The organism is Polaromonas sp. P1_F4 (assembly GCF_056405675.1).
This window is the reverse complement of record NZ_JBFUBP010000001.1, coordinates 111963-129875: the sequence shown is the minus strand read 5'-3', so window position 1 is coordinate 129875 and position 17913 is coordinate 111963. Positions and strand designations below refer to the sequence as shown.

Sequence of the window (17913 nt, the reverse complement as noted above, 5' to 3'; positions counted from 1 at the left end):
TCCAGGCCAGCGTCCAACGCCCCTTTCGCGAGGGGCGTTTTTATTGGCAGCCCATACTGTCAGTTTTTCCTTTTCATACCGCGAGCACTCCATGGACCCCGTACCCGCCCCCAGCACCTATTTCGGCCCGCCGCCCTTCAAGTTCACCCCGACAGGTGGGAGCATCTCTGGGCAGGCGTTTTCCGTGCCCTTCAAGGTGTTGGCCACCACCATCGTGCTGGCCCTGGCCGCAGCTTTTGTCCAGGCCTGGCTGGCTGGGAGGGCCTCAGGCGCGGCTGCGGGCGGGGGGTGGTTCATCGCCGGGCTGCTGATGGTGGGCTACACGTGGTGGCACATCCTGCGCAGCGTCACGCGCCTCGACGAGCAAGGCCTCTACCAGAGCTGGGTCTGGGACAAGCACATGGAGCTGCGCGAACTCGCCTACGGCAAGCTGATTCGCGTACGCGGACTCGAATGGCTGATCGCGCCACGTCTGTATGTGCGTACCTTGATGGGGAAGTTCGCGGTGTTCTACGCCGCCTCGCCCGAGATGGTCGCGGAATTTGAACGGCTTGTCAGCGAACTAAAGACCTTTCGCAGCCAGCGGTAAGCACACCCCCGTTGAGGCTCACTGCGTGTAGCCTCCCCCCCTTGCAGGGCGGCGCCTGCGGTCTGGCAAAGCCAGTCCCGCGGTAAATAATTGGCACACCCCTGTTGAGGCTCACTTCGTGTAGCCTCCTCCCCCCTTGCAGGGGGCGGTGCCTGCGGTCTGGCAAAGCCAGTCCCGCGGTAAATAATTGGCACACCCCTGTTGAGGCTCACTTCGTGTAGCCTCCTCCCCCCTTGCAGGGGGCGGTGCCTGCGGTCTGGCAAAGCCAGTCCCGCGGCACCCTGCTTGCACTGAGCTCCGACACCTGCTTCAGGCGAAAAAAAACCGCGACATATCGCGGTTTTTTCTTGCGCGGGCCACTCTTACAGAGTTACGCCCTGCATGTAGGTGTCGAAGCGCGACTCGGCGAAACGGAACCAGAGGATCTGGTCCTTCTGGAAAGCACGGTAGTCGCTGTAGATCTTCTTCCAGTCAGGGTTTTTCTCGGCCAGCTCGGCATACAACTCCATCGACGCCTTGAACGAGGCATCGAGCACGGGCTTGGGAAAGGGCAAGACCTTGGTTTTGGCGCCCACCAGCTGTTTCAATGCGGTCGGGTTGCGTGCGTCGTACTTGGCTTGCATGTCGATATGGGCGTGTGAGGCGGCTGCGTCAATGATCGCGCGGTACTCTGCGGGCAGGGCTTCCAGCGCCTTGTTGTTGACGAAAAAATCAATCTCAGGGCCACCTTCCCACCAGCCGGGGTAGTAGTAAAACGGGGCCACCTTGTTGAAGCCCAGTTTCTGGTCGTCGTAAGGGCCCACCCACTCGGCGGCATCCAGCGTGCCTTTTTCAAGGGCCTGGTAAATCTCGCCGCCAGGCAGGTTCTGCGGAACCACGCCGAGACGCTCCACCACCTTGCCGGCAAAGCCGCCAATACGGAACTTCAGGCCTTTCAGGTCGGCCACGGTCTTGATTTCCTTGCGGAACCAGCCACCCATCTGGGTGCCCGTGTTGCCGCCAGGAAAGCTCACCAGGTTGTATTTGGCGTAGAACTCATTCATGAGCTTGCGGCCATTGCCTTCGTACATCCAGGCCGACATCTGGCGCGAGTTCATGCCGAAGGGAATCGCTGCGCCGATGGCAAACGCTTCGTTCTTGCCGAAGTAGTAGTAAGGCACGGTGTGGCACATTTCCACGGAACCCTGGCCGACGCCGTCGACCACACCAAAGGCAGGCATCAATTCGCCGGCGGCGTGGACGCTGATCTGGAACTTGCCGCCAGTCATTTCGCTGACCTTCTTGGCGAACACTTCGGCACCGCCGTAAATGGTGTCAAGCGGCTTGGGAAAACTGGAAGCCAGGCGCCAGCGGATGGCAGCTTGCGCGTGAACAGCAGGTGCCACACCGGCGGCCAGTACACCGGCAATGCCGGCGTTTTTGATAAGTGAACGACGATCCATTAAATGCTATCTCCTGAAGGGTGGTCGGGTTTGCGGTCCGAATGGACCTGCGGGCGCCCAGCTGGCAATCGACGGCTGCAAGCCGCGGTTTTGAGCAAGAGGGCAGAGACCTATTTTGTCAGCATTTCCCACCGCTTGCCCAACCCGTTTTTACCGTATCGGGACGGACGTAAAAAAGCCGCCTGCAAGAGGCGGCTTTCTGGATGACCGATGGGCCGGGTTCAGAGCTTCTGGGCTTGCATGAAGCGGTCAAACGTGGCTTCCGTGAAGCGGAACCACAGGTTCTGCTCGGCGCGGAACTTGGAGTAGTCGGCGTAGATCTTCTTCCAGTTTTCGTTCCTCGCGCTGATCTCTTCGTAAAGCGCCATGGACTCCTTGAAAGCAGCGTTCATCACGTCGGTCGGGAATGGACGGAGCTTGGTACCCGCACCCACGAGCTGCTTGAGCGCACCCGGGTTTTTTGCGTCGTATTTGGCCTGCATATCGCCATGGGCCTGGGCCGCAGCTGCTTCGACAATGGCCTTGTTCTCAGGGGTGAGGGCGTCAAAAGCCTTGTTGTTGATGAAGAAGTCCAGTTCGGGGCCGCCTTCCCACCAGCCGGGGTAGTAGTAAAACGGGGCCACCTTGTTAAAGCCCAGTTTCAGGTCGTCGTAAGGTCCCACCCATTCGGCGGCGTCAATCGTGCCTTTTTCGAGGGCCTGGTAAATCTCACCACCGGGAATGTTCTGCGGCACACCGCCGATACGCTCCAGAACCTTGCCGCCGAATCCGCCAATGCGCATTTTCAGGCCCTTGATGTCTTTCAGCGACTTGATTTCCTTGCGGTACCAGCCGCCCATCTGCGCGCCGGTGTTGCCGCCGGGGAAATTGACGATGTTGTATTTTCCATAGAACTCGCGCATCAGCTTCAGGCCGTTGCCTTCGTACATCCATGCGCTCATCTGACGGCTGTTCAGGCCGAAGGGAATGGCACAGCCAAGGGCAAAGGTCTCATCCTTGCCGAAGAAATAGTAAGGGGCCGTGTGGCACGCCTCGACAGAGCCTTGCTGTACGCCGTCGACCACGCCAAAAGCGGGCATCAATTCCCCAGCGGCATGAACCGACACTTCGAACTTGCCGCCCGACATGGCCTTGACGGCTTTGGCAAATACTTCGGCGGCCCCAAAAATGGTGTCAAGGGACTTGGGGAAGCTGGAGGCCAGGCGCCAACGAACGGCAGCCTGCGCATGAACAGCAGGTGCTACACCTGCCGCCAGCACACCGGCAATACCGGCGTTTTTGATAAGTGAGCGACGATCCATAAAACTCTCTCCTGAAGTTATCGAATTTTGCGTTGATCTGCCAGATCGGTTAGGCCTGCTACAACAGTTGAATTGCATTGCCTAGATTGAATCGGCGGAGCATGGATACTTTGTCACTCTTTTGCATAAAAACACCCCGTTTTTACCCGTAGATCGCGCACAAAAAAGCCGCCTGGGCAGGCGGCTTTTTGACGAAAACGTTTCAGCGAGCGGCTTGCCAGTTGCAAGCCGCTCGCCCCCATCTGATCAAGCTGATGGCTTTACAGCTTCTGGCTCTGCATAAAACGGTCGAAGGTCGCCTCGGTAAAACGGAACCACAGGTTTTGGTCACCGCGGAATTTCGAATAGTCCGCATAGACCTTGCGCCAGTTTTCATTTTTGGCCGACAGCTCTTCATACAGCTTCATCGACTCCTTGAAAGCGGCATTCATGACATCGGCGGGGAACGGCCGGAGCTTGGCGCCAGCACCCACCAGCTGCTTCAGGGCCGTCGGATTCTTGGTGTCGTATTTGGCCTGCATGTCGACGTGTGCGGCGGCGCTGGCCGCTTCCACAATCGCCTTGTATTCGGGCGACAACGCGTCGTAGGCTTTCTGGTTGATGTACAGGTCCAGCTGCAGGCCACCTTCCCACCAGCCGGGGTAGTAGTAGTTGGGTGCCACCTTGTTGAAGCCCAGCTTCTGGTCATCGTAGGGACCTATCCATTCGGCGGCATCGATGGTGCCTTTTTCCAGCGCCTGGTAGATCTCGCCGCCGGGGATGTTCTGCGGCACGCCGCCCAGCCGCTCGATGACCTTGCCGGCAAAACCGCCGACGCGGAATTTGAGGCCCTTCATGTCGGCAATGGACTTGATCTCCTTGCGGAACCAGCCACCCATTTGCGCGCCGGTATTGCCGCACGGAAAGCTGATCATGTTGTATTTGGCGTAGAACTCGCGCATCAGCTTCAAGCCGTTGCCCTCAAAGGTCCAGGCGCTCATCTGGCGGCTGTTCAGGCCAAAAGGAATGGCGCCGCCGATGGCAAAGGTTTCGTCCTTGCCGAAGAAATAGTAAGGCGCCGTATGGGCTGCCTCGATGGAGCCTTGCTGCACGCCGTCGACCACACCAAACGCGGGCATCAGTTCGCCTGCGGCATGGACTGAAATCTCAAACTTGCCGCCTGAAATCGCCTTGACATGCTTGGCAAATGTTTCAGCACCTCCATAGATCGTGTCCAGCGACTTGGGGAAGCTGGATGCCAGGCGCCAGCGAACAGCGGCCTGTGCGTGAACAGCAGGCGCAACGCCTGCTGCCAAAACGCCGGCAATGCCGGCGTGTTTGATGAGTGAACGACGATCCATCAGGTTGACTCCGAAAGGTAAAAATGAAAATTCCACTGGGCTCAGGCACCAGCCAGACCGTTTTGCAGGTCTTTGGGAATTCTAAAAATGAGGGGAGAGGGACCCGGCCGGGTTTACCCTTGAAGAGCTGACGGGAAGCTGTCTATGTGGCCCCCACGGTCGCGCACTTCGTGTCGCTCCCTGCCCCCCGAGGGGGCCGCTGCGCCTGCGGTCTGGCAAAGCCAGTCCCGCGGCCCCTGCTTGATTTAAGCGCCTTTCAGGGTCTGACTGAATCCGTGATCAAGCGACGGATTTGAGTGCGGGCTTGGGGGATTTGCCAGACTGCAGCAGTGAGGCAAAACGTGCCGTGATGGACGCTTCAATGCCGGCGGCGTCCAGGCCTTGCAAGGCCAGCAGTTTGGCCGGGTCGCCGTGTTCAATGAATTCGTCTTTGAGGCCCAGGTGCAGTACGGGCTTGTTGATGCCTGCGGCTTGCAGCGCTTCGCTGACCGCGCTGCCGGCACCGCCCATGATGGCGCCTTCTTCGACCGTGACGAGGGCTTCATGGCTGGCTGCTACTTTGAGCAGCAGTTCGGTGTCCAGCGGTTTGGCCCAGCGCATGTTGACGACGGTGGCGCCGAGTTTTTCTGCGGCTTGCAGGGCCGGGTATAGCAAGGTGCCGAAAGCCAGGATGGCAACGCCCGCGCCTTCACGGCGGACTTCGCCCTTGCCGAAGGGCAGCGCCTCAAGGCCGGTTCCCGGCTGGATACCCGCGCCGGCGCCGCGCGGGTAGCGCACAGCCACCGGATGGTTTTGCTCGAAAGCCGAGCTCAGCAGCATGCGGCATTCATTTTCATCGGCGGGGCAGGCTACGCTCATGTTGGGAATGCAGCGCAGGTAAGGAATGTCATAGGCACCCGCATGCGTGGCGCCGTCGGCGCCAACCAGTCCGGCGCGGTCCAGCGCAAACACGACTGGCAGGTTTTGCAGGGCCACATCGTGGATCAACTGGTCGTAGCCGCGCTGCAAAAAGGTGGAGTAAATCGCAACCACGGGCTTGAGCCCTTCGCAGGCCATGCCGGCGGCAAAGGTTACCGCATGCTGCTCGGCGATGCCGACGTCGTGGTAGCGCTCGGGAAAGCGCCTGTGAAACTCAACCATGCCCGAGCCCTCTCGCATGGCCGGGGTGATGCCGACGAGCCGGCTGTCGTGTTCGGCCATGTCGCACAGCCACTGGCCGAACACCTGGGTGAAGGTCTGCTTGGCCGGTGCGGTGGATTTTTGCAGCCCCATGGCCGGATCGAACTTGCCAGGGCCGTGGTAGGCGATCGGGTCTGCTTCGGCGAGCTTGTAGCCCTGGCCTTTTTTGGTGACCACATGCAGGAACTGCGGGCCGCCCTTGGTATCCATCAGGTGTTTGATGTTCTCAAGCGTAGGGACCAGCGACTCCAGGTCATGGCCGTCGATGGGGCCGATGTAATTGAAGCCGAAGTTTTCAAACAGCGTGGCAGGCACGACCATGCCCTTGGCATGCGACTCCAGGCGCTTGGCCAGCTCGAGCAGCGGCGGCGCCACGCGCAGCACCTGCTTGCCCATGTGCCTGGCGGATGCATAAAAACGTCCGCTCATCAGCTGGGCCAGGTAACGGTTCAGCGCGCCCACCGGCGGGCTGATGCTCATGTCGTTGTCGTTAAGCACCACCAGCAGCTTGCAATGGTCGTGCACACCCGCATTGTTCAGGGCCTCGAAGGCCATGCCGGCGCTCATGGCACCGTCGCCAATGATGGCCACCGCATGGCGGTCTTCGCCTTTTTGCTGGGCAGCCAGCGCCATGCCCAGTGCAGCGGAAATCGAGGTCGATGAGTGGGCCGTGCCGAAGGTGTCGTAGGGGCTTTCGTCGCGGCGCGGAAACCCCGACAGGCCGCCAAACTGCCGCAGGCTGTCCATGCGCTCGCGCCGGCCCGTGAGGATTTTGTGCGGATAGGTCTGGTGGCCTACGTCCCACACCAGGCGGTCTTCGGGGGTGTTAAAGACGTAATGCAGAGCCACCGTCAGCTCCACGGTGCCCAGGTTCGAGCTCAGATGGCCGCCGGTTTTTGAAACGCTGTCAAGCACGTAGGCACGCAGTTCGTCAGCCAGGGGTTTCAGGTCAACTCGGGGCAGGCTCCGCAGGTCGGCGGGGCTGTTGATGGTTTCAAGCAATGGGTACATCGTGGTGTCGCTGTTTATGGCAAGGCCGGTTTCCCGGTCCGCGGTATTCAATCCTGATGACGGCTTCAATGATGACGGTTCACAAGCATGTCCGCCAGTGCGCGCAGGGCATCGGTGTGGCCCAGCCCGCTGGCGTCCAGGCTGCGCAGTGCCTTGCCCAGCAGTTGCTGCGCATAGGCTTTGGAGTCTTCCAGCCCCATCAGCGATACAAAGGTGGGTTTGTCCTGGGCAGCGTCCTTGCCGGCCGTCTTGCCCAGTGTGGCGGAATCGGCGGTGACGTCGAGGATGTCGTCTACTACCTGGAAAGCCAGGCCGACAGCAGCGCCGTAATCGCGCAAGGCGTCTTGAGCGGCCAGCGTCGCAGCGCCACAGGCCGCGCCCATCATCACGCTGGCCTGCAGCAGCGCACCGGTTTTGAGCCGGTGCATTTCATGCAGCTGGACGGACGTCAGCGGCAGGCCCACACTGGCCAGATCAATGGCCTGGCCACCGGCCATGCCCTGAAAACCGGCCGCCTGGGCCAGCATGCGGCACAGGCGCGCCTGCGTGGCCGCATCAACTGAATCGTCGGGGGGCGTGAGGAATTCAAATGCCAGCGCCTGCAGGGCGTCGCCGGCAAGCAGTGCCTGAGCCTGGCCGAACTTGACATGCACCGTAGGCTTGCCGCGGCGCAGCACATCGTTGTCCATGCAGGGCATGTCGTCGTGCACCAGCGAATAGGCGTGGATCAGTTCTACCGCGCAGGCAGCCCGCAGGGCGGCTTGCGCATTACCCTGCACGGCCTCACAGGCCGCCATGACCAGCAGCGGCCGCAGGCGTTTTCCACCGTCGAGCACGGCATAACGCATGGCGTCGCCAAGGCCCGCAGGCGCAGGCGCATCGCTGGGACAGGCAACCCAGCGCGACAAAGCGCTCTCGACATTGGCAAGCTGCCCGGCACTCCAGGCGCTCAAGGTAAACAGGGGCAGTTTTTCAGGGGCGTTCAATCGTGGGTCTCTTTTTTAGGGGGTGAAGGAATGTTCTGCCTGCAATGCGCCGGGCGTCGGCTGCGCCGGTTATTCCTGCACCCACGGTTTGAGTTCCGTGCCTTCCAGCACCTTGATCTGGGTTTCCACGGCCTCAAGCTTGTCCCTGCAGAACTTCAGCAGCTGTGCACCGCGCTGGTAGCCGGTAAGCAGTTGGTCCAGCGGCAGCTGCCCGGATTCCAGGCTGTCAACCAGCCCTTCGAGTTCCTGCAATGCGGCCTCATAGCTGGCGGGCAATGCCGGAACAACGGAAGCGGAAGCAGCAGCGGTGGACGAAGGACTTTTGGCCATGGTGATTTGGATGAAGGCTGATTTTAGGCCGTTGCAGGCAGGTTGCGGCCTCGGCGCCCGAGGCTACGAATCCATACATCTCTATTATCCGGTGGCAGCGCGCGAAGACCCGTAAAAAAGCCTGCGCGGGTACAATTGATAACAGTTCTCGATAACAGCAGTGCCCCTGCTGCGGGATATCCGGCCTTGTTTTCTCCGTGGGCTGTCGCTCAGCCTGCCTACCCGCTTGTCAACAGCCTCCACCGCCCTGGCGCGGAGGCATGTTCACCGAAATTTGCATGTCTGATCTCAGCCTCCGTCTCCTGCAGGCCACCAGCCAGCTCCCCATCTCCAGCTATTTTGATGCGGGCCTGTACCAGCGGGAGCAGCAAAAGCTGTTTGCCCGCGGGCCGCGCTACCTGGGCCATGAACTGGCCGTGCCCCACTTGGGCGACTATTACGCCCTGCCGCATGAGGGCGAAGGCCGGGCACTGGTGCGCAACGCCTCAGGCATCGAGCTGATCTCCAACGTCTGCCGGCACCGCCAATCCACCATGCTGCAGGGCCGCGGCAATACCGGCAGCAACATCGTCTGCCCGCTGCACCGCTGGACCTACAACACCTCAGGCGAACTCATAGGCGCACCGCACTTCGAGATCGACCCCTGCCTGAACCTGAACCGCTACAAGACCACGACCTGGAATGGCCTGGTGTTCGAGGACACCGGCCGCGACGTGGCGGCCGAGATGTCGCAGCTGGCCACCTACGCCGACCTCGACTTTTCCGGCTACCAGCTCGACAAGGTGCACCTGCATGAGTGCCACTACAACTGGAAGACCTTCATCGAGGTCTACCTGGAGGACTACCACGTCGGCCCCTTCCACCCCGGCCTGGGCGGCTTTGTCACCACCGACGATCTGCGCTGGCAACTTGAACCAAACTATTCAGTGCAGACCGTGGGCGTGTCAGACAAGCTGGGCAAGCCCGGCACCGACACCTACAAGAAATGGCATGACGTGGTGCTGCAGTACCGCAAGGGCGTACCGCCCAAATACGGCGCCATCTGGCTCACCTACTACCCGCACGTCATGGTTGAGTGGTACCCGCATGTGCTGGTGGTCAGCACGCTGCATCCACAGGGCCCCGACAAGACGCTCAACGTGGTCGAGTTTTTTTACCCCGAAGAAATCTGCGCCTTCGAGCGTGAATTCATCGAAGCGCAACAAGCCGCCTACATGGAAACCTGCGTGGAAGACGACGAAATCGCCCTGCGCATGGACGCCGGCCGCAAGGCCCTGATGGTTCGCGGCGACAACGAGTTCGGCCCCTACCAAAGCCCCATGGAAGACGGCATGCAGCACTTTCACGAGTGGTACCGCCGCGAAATGGGCGCCAGCAAAACCACCCAGATGATCTGAGGGTGCCCGCATGCTATTAATTTGATAGCTGCTCGCGCACGTACTCATTGGGCTACGGCCACTTTTTACCCAAAAATAACTGCCTGAAAAAAATGCAAGCCGTCTGGATGGTCCTTTCCTCGCTCCTGTTTGCCACGATGGGGGTCTGCGTCAAGTACGCGTCAGAACACTTCAACAGCGCCGAACTGGTGTTCTACCGCGGCATCCTGGGCATCGTCTTCATGGCCGCCTACGCCCGCGCCCGCGGCATCACCCTGGCCACCCGCTACCCGGCCATGCACGCTTGGCGCAGCGTGATCGGCGTGATGTCGCTGTCGGCCTGGTTTTATGCGATTGCCCATTTGCCGCTGGCGACCGCCATGACGCTCAACTACATGAGCAGCGTGTGGATTGCGGCCTTCCTGGTTGGTGGCGCGCTGATGCTGGGCAAGGCCGGCCAGAAAGGGCCCAGCCAGGGGCCTCTCGTCATGGCCATCCTCGCCAGCTTTGCCGGCGTCGTCATGTTGCTGCGCCCTGCCATCGACCAGAACCAGACCTTTGCCGGGCTGGTGGGCCTGATGTCGGGCCTGGGTGCGGCCTTTGCCTACATGCAGGTCATGGCGATTTCACGCATGGGCGAGCCCGAAACGCGCACCGTGTTTTATTTTGCCGTGGGCACGGCGGTTGCCGGCGCGCTCGGCATGTGCGTCATGGGCATCACACCCTGGAATTGGGAACACGCGCTATGGCTGCCGCCCATCGGCATCCTGGCTTCGCTGGGCCAGCTGTCCATGACCAAGGCTTATTCCATGTCTGAAAACCATGGCGGCACGCTGATGGTGGCCAACCTGCAGTACTCGGGCATTGTGTTCGCGGCTATCTACAGCCTGATCCTGTTTGGCGACAATATCCCCCTGATCGGCTGGGCCGGCATGGGCCTCATCATCGTCAGCGCGATTGCCGCAACTGTTTTGCGCGCCCGCGCTGCGCCCAATGCCCCCGCCGAAGAACACTAAGGAGCTTTCCATGAGCTACACCACCCTGATTTCTGCCGAACAACTGCAAGCCCTGATGGCATCGGCCAAGCCCCTGCGTATCTTCGACTGCACCTTCGACCTGATGAAGCCCAACGCCGGCCAGGAGCAGTACCTGGCCTCGCACATTCCGGGCGCCGTGTATGCCAACCTGGACACCGCATTGAGTGCCAAGCATGGCGTGGCGGGCGCCCATGGCGTGATCACGGCCAGCGGCGCTGATGCACCGGCGTCAGGTGGACGCCACCCGCTGCCCAACCGCGAGAAGTTCGCCACCTGGCTTTCCAGCGTCGGCTTTGCCAACAACATGCAGGCGGTGGTGTATGACCGCAACGGCGCCAACTACTGCGGGCGCCTGTGGTGGATGCTCAAGTGGGCCGGTCATGAAAACGTGGCGGTGCTCGACGGTGGGCTCCAAGCCTGGCAGGCCGCCGGCGGCGCCGTCAACAGCGGCGAAGAACCTGCGCATTTCCAGGCCAGCTTCCTCCTGGCGCCGGAAAAAGCCACATTGGTGTCGGCCCAGACCGTGGCGAGCCAGTTGGGCCGCCCGGCACAAACACTGGTTGATGCACGCGCCACGCCACGCTTCAAGGGCGAGGTGGAACCACTGGATCCGGTGGCCGGCCACATCCCCGGCGCATTGAACCGCCCCTTCGGCCAGAACCTCGGGCCCGACGGAAAGTTCAAGCCGGCAGCGCAACTCAAGGCCGAGTTTGAAGCCCTGCTGGCGGGCCGCAACCCGGCCACCGTGGTGCACCACTGCGGCAGCGGCGTCAGCGCCGTTCCCAACCTGATTGCCATGGAGCTGGCCGGCCTCGGAAGAAGCGGGCTCTACGCCGGCAGTTGGAGCGACTGGTGCAGCGACCCTGCGCATCCGGTCGCGCAGGGCTGAGGCCACCCTGCTTCACGGCCCCGCCAGAAACACAAAAACCTGCATGCTTTCCGGCATGCAGGTTTTTTTCATGTTGAAGCGGCCGCGCAAGACCCGCTCAAAAAGCGCCGGCCCATTGCCGGCTTTCCCTGTCTGTTATTTGGCCGGAGCGCTTGCTGCCGTACCAGGTGTCGCCGCATCACCCGTCATTGGGGCTGTGCTGGTCCCCATTGGGGTGCTACCGGTTGTGGACGTACCCATCGAAGAGCTGCTGCCTGTTGGGGATGGCGTGGTCGACGGCGAAGGTGTGGTCGAAGGTGAAGCGGCTGGTGTCGAAGGCGACGCGCCGGTGTCTTCCACCTTTTTGCCACAGGCTCCCAGTGCCAGCAAAGCGGCCAGGGCAACGGCGGTAAGGGCAGCAGGTTTGAATTTGGATGCGTGCATGTCGGTTTCCTTTTTTGAAGATGAAATGGCTGAACGGTGAGTGGCTGAACGTCAGCCGGAATTCAATTTAGCCCGGTACATCGGGCTTACCCCATGAGACGGTGTCCCACAGGGCTGTAAGCGTTTTTCGCCTGATACGTACGCGAACGTTTGATGAAAAAGCACCCGCATCAATGCGCGCGTGCGTGGCCGGACAGCCGGATGCGCTTGTGCGGGTTGTCAAGCCGTGAACCCGACGAAGGGCCGGCACCGCGACTGCTCCGCGAGCCGTTGTCGGGCCTGTCACCCAGGCGTCCTTTCGAAGGGCTGGGTTCGGGCCTGTGGGAGTGAAGTGTCTCTGCGGTGGTTTTCATGACGGTCTCCTGAAGGTCACCTCTGCGTGCGGCAGGAAAGCCGTAGCGAGGTGCAGACTGTTGAGTGGGATTGGGGGTGGTTTGCGGCGCTTGCACACCTGCTACGCACCTGTGCCTGCCCTATTCACTGTAGGCACCGCTCCTGCCCGGGAATGTAGGCAATGCCTGTGGATTGCGTAGGAACAAACCTACAAACCATCTTCTTCCGTCTTTTCCGCTCGGACACCAGCGTTCAAATCCCCACTGGAAAATGGAAGGTAGAAAAAGAAGGACAGGTAGGGAAAAGGCCGGGCGTCCCGAAAATCCTCACAAATTCAAATAAAAACTGCCATTCGTCCTTATGGGACGAGCGCAACCAGCTATCAAATCAATAGCAACTACGACCATTCAGTCCGTATCGGCAGCCACCGGCTGCGCAGGCGAGCGCACATGCTCGGGCCGCACGCCCACGCCGACCGCATAGGCCGGTAGCGCCTGCAGCAGGGGCCAGCGCCGCATCAGCTTCAGCGGCCAGGGCAGCGCCATGGGCGGGCCGTCGCGCCCCCGCGCCGCCAGTACCGGGCTGAGCAGGCGGTTCTGGATCGCGACCTGAACCGCCTGCGTGACACGCGTGGGAAACAGCCGGCGTTTTTGCACCTGCGCCAGAAAGGGTGTCAGCGCGGCGCGGTCAAGCTGCGGATTTGCCAGGGGCGCGGCCAGGACGTTGGCCGCCGCCACGGCATCCTGCACCGCCAGATTGATGCCCACGCCGCCCACGGGCGACATGGCATGTGCAGCGTCGCCGATGCACAGCAGGCCGGGCTTGTACCAGTGCTCCAGCCGGTCGACCGTGACACTCAGCAGCTTGATGTCGTCCCAGCTGGCCAGGGTGGCGATACGGTCGGCAAAGAGTGGCGCCACTTTCACCACGTCTGTTCGGAAAGCCTCCAGCCCCTGCGAGCGAACGGCCTCGATGCCGCCCTTGGGAATCACATAGGCGCACTGCCAGTAGGTACGGCGGTCAATCATGGCAAGGAAGATGCCGTTGGTAATGCGCCCACCCGTCGTGGAAGGATCGCCCGGCATCTTGGGCAGGCGCATCCACAGCACATCGATAGGCGTGCCCAGATCGCGCACGACCAGCCCCGCCGAACTGCGCACCGTGGACCGCCTGCCATCGGCGCCGATCACGAGGTCCGTCATCACCTGCAAGGCGCCCCCGGGCGTGGCGACCTCCACGCCAGTCACAACGCCGCCCTGCTGGATCACGCCGGTCACTTCGGCGTTCTGGATCAGGCGAAAACCGGGGTACAGCTCCGCCTCATCGCGCACAAAATCCAGGAACTCCCACTGGGGCATCATCGCGATGAATTTACAGCGCAGGCGTAAATGCCTGAAGCTGGCCAGCACGAGTTCGGTGTTGCCGACCACGGCGCGCAACTCGCTTACTTCATCGTGCGGGCGCGCCAGAAATTTCTCCAGCAGGCCCAGCTCGTGGATCACTTCGAGTGTGGAGGGATGCACGGTGTCGCCGCGAAAGTCACGCAGGAAATCGGCGTGCTTTTCCAGCACAAGCACCTGTACCCCGGCGCGTGCCAGCAACAGGCCCAGCATCATGCCGGCCGGGCCTCCGCCTGCGATGCAGCAGCGGACATTCATTACGTCGGCCATGGTGTCTCCCCGGGGATGAAAATCCTCCGACCATATCCAGGCTGGATGGCCCTTGCAAGCTCCAGGCGGGGCAGCCACCGCCCAGACCCGTCAACATCTCTTGGGGAGCTGTTTTCGCCTATTTCAGCGTCATTGGCATGGGGGTGGTCTGCACTTCGCCCGGGTCCGGCGGGGTGTCCAGGGGCGGCAGCGGCTCGGGTGGCGGAACGTTCGGATTGGTGGCCATGGCTACTTCCTGCTTTCCTTTTCCGGCGTCGTTGGGCCCCTGCCAGGCGACTGCAGAGACTGCGGCGGCTCCACCCGTCTGGGCAAGTCGCGGATCATTGCTTCACCTTTTTCGTCCCGGCCGTCGGACGGCAGGTCCGCCTCCGATGTCGGTTCGGGCTCTTCATTGCCTGGCCGCTTGCGCGTGCCGCTCATCACAGGCCCACCACCATCAAAGGCATGTCATGGATTGCCAGCGCAGCGGCGGCCGCCATGCTGGCGAAAACGGTAATGAGAAAGGCGATGTACGCGGCTGCGCGCGGGCGGCGAAAGCTTCGCGGCTTGCGCTGTGGTGCTTCATGAGCCAACTCGCCGCTGACATCGTAGGCCGAGGGGCGGAAGGCGCTGGAAACCGTGGTGGAGTCTGAATGGAAGTTCATGGCGGGCCTGCCTTTTGCACAGTGTTTTGCACAACGCAACGGGGCATCAGGAAGATGCCTGGCCTTATCTTCCCGCTCCGCCCGAAACCCGCCTATAGGTCGCCAGGCCTTGTACTTGTCAGGCGCCGTCTGACAGCAGCCGCAACCGCAGCTGCGCCTTGCCGCTCAATGGTGGTGCGCAAGGCCGCTGATCAGCGTGACCAGGCCGATGCCGATGCCCAGCCAGGCGATTTGCGCCATGGTTTCCCGGGCAGTGACGCGCTTTTGCAACTGGGGAATCAGGTCGGCCAACGCGACATAGATAAAGCTGCTGGACGCCATGATCAGGAAAAACGGCAGGTAGTCATACAGCTGGTCGACCAGCGCATAGCCGACCACGCCGCCCAGCGCGGTGACGGCACCGGCCAGCGACACCTTGATGAAGGCGGCGCGGCGGTTGTTGGAGGTCTGGCGCAGCACCACCAGGTCGCCCATGTGGTGGGGCACTTCATGCACCAGCACCGCCAGGGCTGCGACCACGCCCAGCCGCAAATCGGCCATGAAAGCCGACGCAATCAGGATGCCGTCGCCGAAAGCGTGCACGCTGTCACCGGCCAGCACGGCCCAGCTGCCGCTTTTGGCTTCGCCATGCGCATGGTTGTGGTGGCCGTGGTGGCTGTGTGCGGCATGGACGTGCTCCGCATGGTCATGCTGCGCATGCGCAGCCACCTCGGGGCCATGGTGCTCGCCGCCATGGTGCTCATGGCCGTGGTGCCACAGCTCGGCCTTGTCGAGCAGGAAGAAAAACACCAGCCCCACCAGCAGGGTAGCAAACAGTTCTTTCGCACCCGCCTGGCTTTCAAAGGCCTCGGGCAGCAAATGCATGAAGGCCGTGGCCAGTAACGCACCTGCCGCCAGGCTGAGCATGTGCTGGGTATAGCGGGCCAGCACGCCAAAGCTGAGCAGCGCCGCCAGCCACACGCTGCCGATGCCGGCGGCCAGGGTTCCCACCAGGATTGCTATCAAAGTCATAGCTGCTTGCGCTCGTATTTATTGGGCTAAGGCCCGAAATCACTCAAAATTATCCGCAGAGGTTACACCACAGATGACAAAACCCCGGGCGCGGCATCCAATGCCTGCGGCCGGGGTTGTTTCAATCTTATCAAGCCTGTCAAGTGGTTAGCCCCCACGGTCGCTCACTGCGTGTAGCTCCCTGCCCCCCGAGGGGGCCGCAGAACTTGAGCCCCACGGTCGTTCGCTTCGCGTAACTCCCTGCCCCCGAGGGGGCCGCCCGCCCTACGGCCCGGCAAAGCCGGTTCCGGGGCTCATGCTGGCTTGAAGAATTCTTTGGGCGCAACTGGTGGGGCCGTAATAAAAAAGCCGCCGGCCCTTTCGGGCTTGGCGGCTTGCGGCCTGCAGGCGGGGAGTCAGGCTACGCCGTGGCCCTTGAACCACTCCAGCGCACGCTTGAAGCCGTCGTCAGCCGCATCCTTGCGGTAGCTCGGGCGGTAGTCGGCATGGAAGGCGTGGGGAGCTTGCGGATAGACCACAAACTCGGAGGCGGCCGCGGCCTTGTTGCCCTTGGCGCCAGCCTCGGCCAGGGCGTCTTTCATCTGGTTGACGGTGGTCAGCGGGATGCCGCCGTCCTGCCCGCCGTAGAGACCCAGTACGGGCGCCTTGAGGTTGGCTGCCAGGTCCAGCGGGTGCTTGGGCGTCAGCGCTGATGGCTGGCCGACCAGGCGGCCGTACCAGGCCACGCCGGCTTTGACGTTCTTGCTTTGTTCGGCATACAGCCAGGTGATGCGGCCACCCCAGCAAAAACCGGTGATGCCGACCTTTTTGGCGTTTCCACCGTTAGCGGCTGCCCACTTCACGGCGCCGTCCAGGTCGGCCATGACCTGTTCGTCAGGCACTTTGGACACCACTTCGGCCATGAGCTTGGCCATTTCGTTGTACTTGCTCGGGTCGCCCTGGCGCGCATAGAGCTCGGGGGCAATCGCCAGGTAGCCGGCTTTGGCAAAGCGCCGGGCCGTGTCGGCGATGTATTCGTGCACGCCAAAAATTTCCTGGATCACCAGCACCACCGGCAGGTTGGTCTTGCCGGCCGGCGCCGCGAAAAACGCGGGCACCTTGAAGCCATTGACTTCATAGGTGGTTTCGCCGGTCTTCAGGCCTTCTGAGGAAGTTTTGATGGCTGTCTGCGCCATGATGGGCATGGCGGTGGCGGCATACCCGACCCCCAGGGCCGTTTTGAGCGCGGTGCGGCGGCTGGCGCCGGCTTCGGTGGACCGCCCGGGCAGCAGGGCGTCGAAGTCTTTCTTCTGGTCGTGTTCAAGCATGGCGGTTTCCTCGGTAGATTGTGGGAGGTTGTCAAAAGGCAAACAGTCGGAGTCTATGCGGCCCCGGAAGTTCTTGCCACCGCAAGGCAATGACGCTGGTGTTTTCCCTTGCCCACCGCCCTGCCCCACACTCAAACTCAAACTCAAACGATCTTGACACTGAGCTCCGGCAGGCCGTCGATATGGCATTCGATGACATCGCCCTTGACCACCGGGCCGACGTTTTCAGGCGTGCCCGAGTAAATGATGTCGCCGGGAAAGAGCTCAAACGCTTCAGACAGCTTGGAGATCTGCTCGGCCACCGACCAGATCATGTGGTTGAGCGTGGCGTTCTGCTTGACCTGGCCGTTGACCTTGAGCCAGATTGCGCCCTTGGTGTAGTGGCCTGTCTGCGCAACCTTGTGAATGGGACCGATGGGAGCCGACATGTCAAAGCTCTTGCCGATTTCCCAGGGCTTTTTCTGGTCGCCCATGCCGCGCTGCAGGTCGCGGCGCGTCATGTCCAGGCCCAGTGCGTAACCGTAAACACGATCCAGCGCCTCGCTCATCGGGATGTTGCGCCCACCTTTGGCCAGCGCCGCCACAAGTTCGACTTCGTAGTGGTAGTTTTTGGTCAGCGTGGGGTACGGGTGGTCTGCGACCTTGCCGGGCGGCACCACCTGAATGGCGTCCGTCGGCTTCTGAAAGAAGAACGGCGGTTCACGGCTCGGATCCGAACCCATCTCGATTGCATGTGCTGCGTAGTTGCGGCCTATGCAGTAAATGCGGCGCACCGGAAACATTTCGGCGCTGCCCGCAATGGGGATGTAGGTCTCAGCCACCGTGAAAGGCGTGGCCGGCGCATTGGCCGCCGTGCCCGGCGTGGCGCAGCCGACGACAGCGCCTGTCGCCATCAGGGCGCCTGTTTGCAGAATTCCGCGTTTGCTCATGTCTGGTTGTGTCATGTGTGTCTCCTGGGATTGATAAAAGCTGGAGCTTGTTGTCAGCGTTTTTTCTCCAACCATCAAGCTTAGGACGGGCATGGCTTCTATGGGAGGACGCAATT

General features: G+C 61.7%; 17 protein-coding genes. 5 read left to right on the top strand and 12 right to left on the bottom strand.

Going from position 1 to position 17913, the window contains the following annotated elements; translation table 11 throughout:
* Nucleotides 1–91 precede the first annotated feature (91 nt).
* Nucleotides 92–589: a hypothetical protein gene (locus AC1DYQ_RS00635; RefSeq protein ID WP_477685149.1), complete on the top strand. Its 498-nt coding sequence runs from the start codon at nt 92–94 to the stop codon at nt 587–589.
* A gap of 362 nt (nt 590–951) precedes the next feature.
* Here the strand turns inward: AC1DYQ_RS00635 and AC1DYQ_RS00630 are convergent, their stop codons facing one another.
* The 6 genes from AC1DYQ_RS00630 to AC1DYQ_RS00605 form a co-directional block, all read right to left on the bottom strand.
* The gene (locus AC1DYQ_RS00630) at nt 952–2031 is read right to left on the bottom strand and encodes a TRAP transporter substrate-binding protein (protein ID WP_477685148.1); all 1080 of its coding nucleotides are present in this window, start codon (nt 2029–2031) and stop codon (nt 952–954) included.
* Nucleotides 2032–2252: 221 nt separating this feature from the next.
* The gene (locus tag AC1DYQ_RS00625; protein ID WP_457280016.1) at nt 2253–3332 is read right to left on the bottom strand and encodes a TRAP transporter substrate-binding protein; all 1080 of its coding nucleotides are present in this window, start codon (nt 3330–3332) and stop codon (nt 2253–2255) included.
* A 260-nt stretch (nt 3333–3592) separates the two neighbouring features.
* A complete protein-coding gene (locus AC1DYQ_RS00620) occupies nt 3593–4672 on the bottom strand; it encodes a TRAP transporter substrate-binding protein (protein WP_477685147.1) in 1080 nt (359 codons plus the stop codon).
* A 279-nt stretch (nt 4673–4951) separates the two neighbouring features.
* Complete coding sequence (gene dxs / locus AC1DYQ_RS00615) at nt 4952–6862, bottom strand: 1-deoxy-D-xylulose-5-phosphate synthase (RefSeq protein WP_477685146.1); 1911 nt, start codon at nt 6860–6862, stop codon at nt 4952–4954.
* A 65-nt stretch (nt 6863–6927) separates the two neighbouring features.
* Entirely contained in the window at nt 6928–7848 is a 921-nt protein-coding gene (locus AC1DYQ_RS00610) for a polyprenyl synthetase family protein (RefSeq protein ID WP_477685145.1), read from the bottom strand.
* A gap of 69 nt (nt 7849–7917) precedes the next feature.
* Nucleotides 7918–8178 (bottom strand): exodeoxyribonuclease VII small subunit, encoded by a 261-nt coding sequence (locus AC1DYQ_RS00605; protein WP_477667991.1) that lies wholly within the window; start codon nt 8176–8178, stop codon nt 7918–7920.
* A 278-nt stretch (nt 8179–8456) separates the two neighbouring features.
* On the opposite strand from AC1DYQ_RS00605, the gene AC1DYQ_RS00600 reads away from it, so the two are divergent.
* The 4 genes from AC1DYQ_RS00600 to AC1DYQ_RS00585 all read left to right on the top strand — a co-directional run bounded on the left by AC1DYQ_RS00600 (nt 8457) and on the right by AC1DYQ_RS00585 (nt 11943).
* Complete coding sequence (locus tag AC1DYQ_RS00600; RefSeq protein ID WP_477685144.1) at nt 8457–9575, top strand: aromatic ring-hydroxylating oxygenase subunit alpha; 1119 nt, start codon at nt 8457–8459, stop codon at nt 9573–9575.
* Nucleotides 9576–9667: 92 nt separating this feature from the next.
* Entirely contained in the window at nt 9668–10570 is a 903-nt protein-coding gene (locus tag AC1DYQ_RS00595; protein WP_477685143.1) for a DMT family transporter, read from the top strand.
* A 10-nt stretch (nt 10571–10580) separates the two neighbouring features.
* Complete coding sequence (locus tag AC1DYQ_RS00590; RefSeq protein ID WP_477685142.1) at nt 10581–11480, top strand: sulfurtransferase; 900 nt, start codon at nt 10581–10583, stop codon at nt 11478–11480.
* A 43-nt stretch (nt 11481–11523) separates the two neighbouring features.
* Nucleotides 11524–11943 carry a hypothetical protein gene (locus tag AC1DYQ_RS00585; protein ID WP_477685141.1) on the top strand — a complete coding sequence of 140 codons (420 nt, stop codon included), beginning with the start codon at nt 11524–11526 and terminating at the stop codon, nt 11941–11943.
* A 130-nt stretch (nt 11944–12073) separates the two neighbouring features.
* Here the strand turns inward: AC1DYQ_RS00585 and AC1DYQ_RS00580 are convergent, their stop codons facing one another.
* The 6 genes from AC1DYQ_RS00580 to AC1DYQ_RS00555 form a co-directional block, all read right to left on the bottom strand.
* Nucleotides 12074–12256: a hypothetical protein gene (locus AC1DYQ_RS00580; protein ID WP_457280007.1), complete on the bottom strand. Its 183-nt coding sequence runs from the start codon at nt 12254–12256 to the stop codon at nt 12074–12076.
* A gap of 387 nt (nt 12257–12643) precedes the next feature.
* Entirely contained in the window at nt 12644–13906 is a 1263-nt protein-coding gene (locus tag AC1DYQ_RS00575) for an FAD-dependent oxidoreductase (RefSeq protein ID WP_477685140.1), read from the bottom strand.
* Between the two features lie 419 nt (nt 13907–14325).
* Complete coding sequence (locus AC1DYQ_RS00570) at nt 14326–14550, bottom strand: hypothetical protein (RefSeq protein ID WP_457280005.1); 225 nt, start codon at nt 14548–14550, stop codon at nt 14326–14328.
* Nucleotides 14551–14715: 165 nt separating this feature from the next.
* A complete protein-coding gene (locus tag AC1DYQ_RS00565; RefSeq protein ID WP_477685139.1) occupies nt 14716–15561 on the bottom strand; it encodes a ZIP family metal transporter in 846 nt (281 codons plus the stop codon).
* A 395-nt stretch (nt 15562–15956) separates the two neighbouring features.
* Nucleotides 15957–16868 (bottom strand): dienelactone hydrolase family protein, encoded by a 912-nt coding sequence (locus AC1DYQ_RS00560; RefSeq protein WP_477665595.1) that lies wholly within the window; start codon nt 16866–16868, stop codon nt 15957–15959.
* Nucleotides 16869–17011: 143 nt separating this feature from the next.
* Nucleotides 17012–17812: a fumarylacetoacetate hydrolase family protein gene (locus AC1DYQ_RS00555; RefSeq protein ID WP_477665594.1), complete on the bottom strand. Its 801-nt coding sequence runs from the start codon at nt 17810–17812 to the stop codon at nt 17012–17014.
* Nucleotides 17813–17913: the final 101 nt, after the last annotated feature.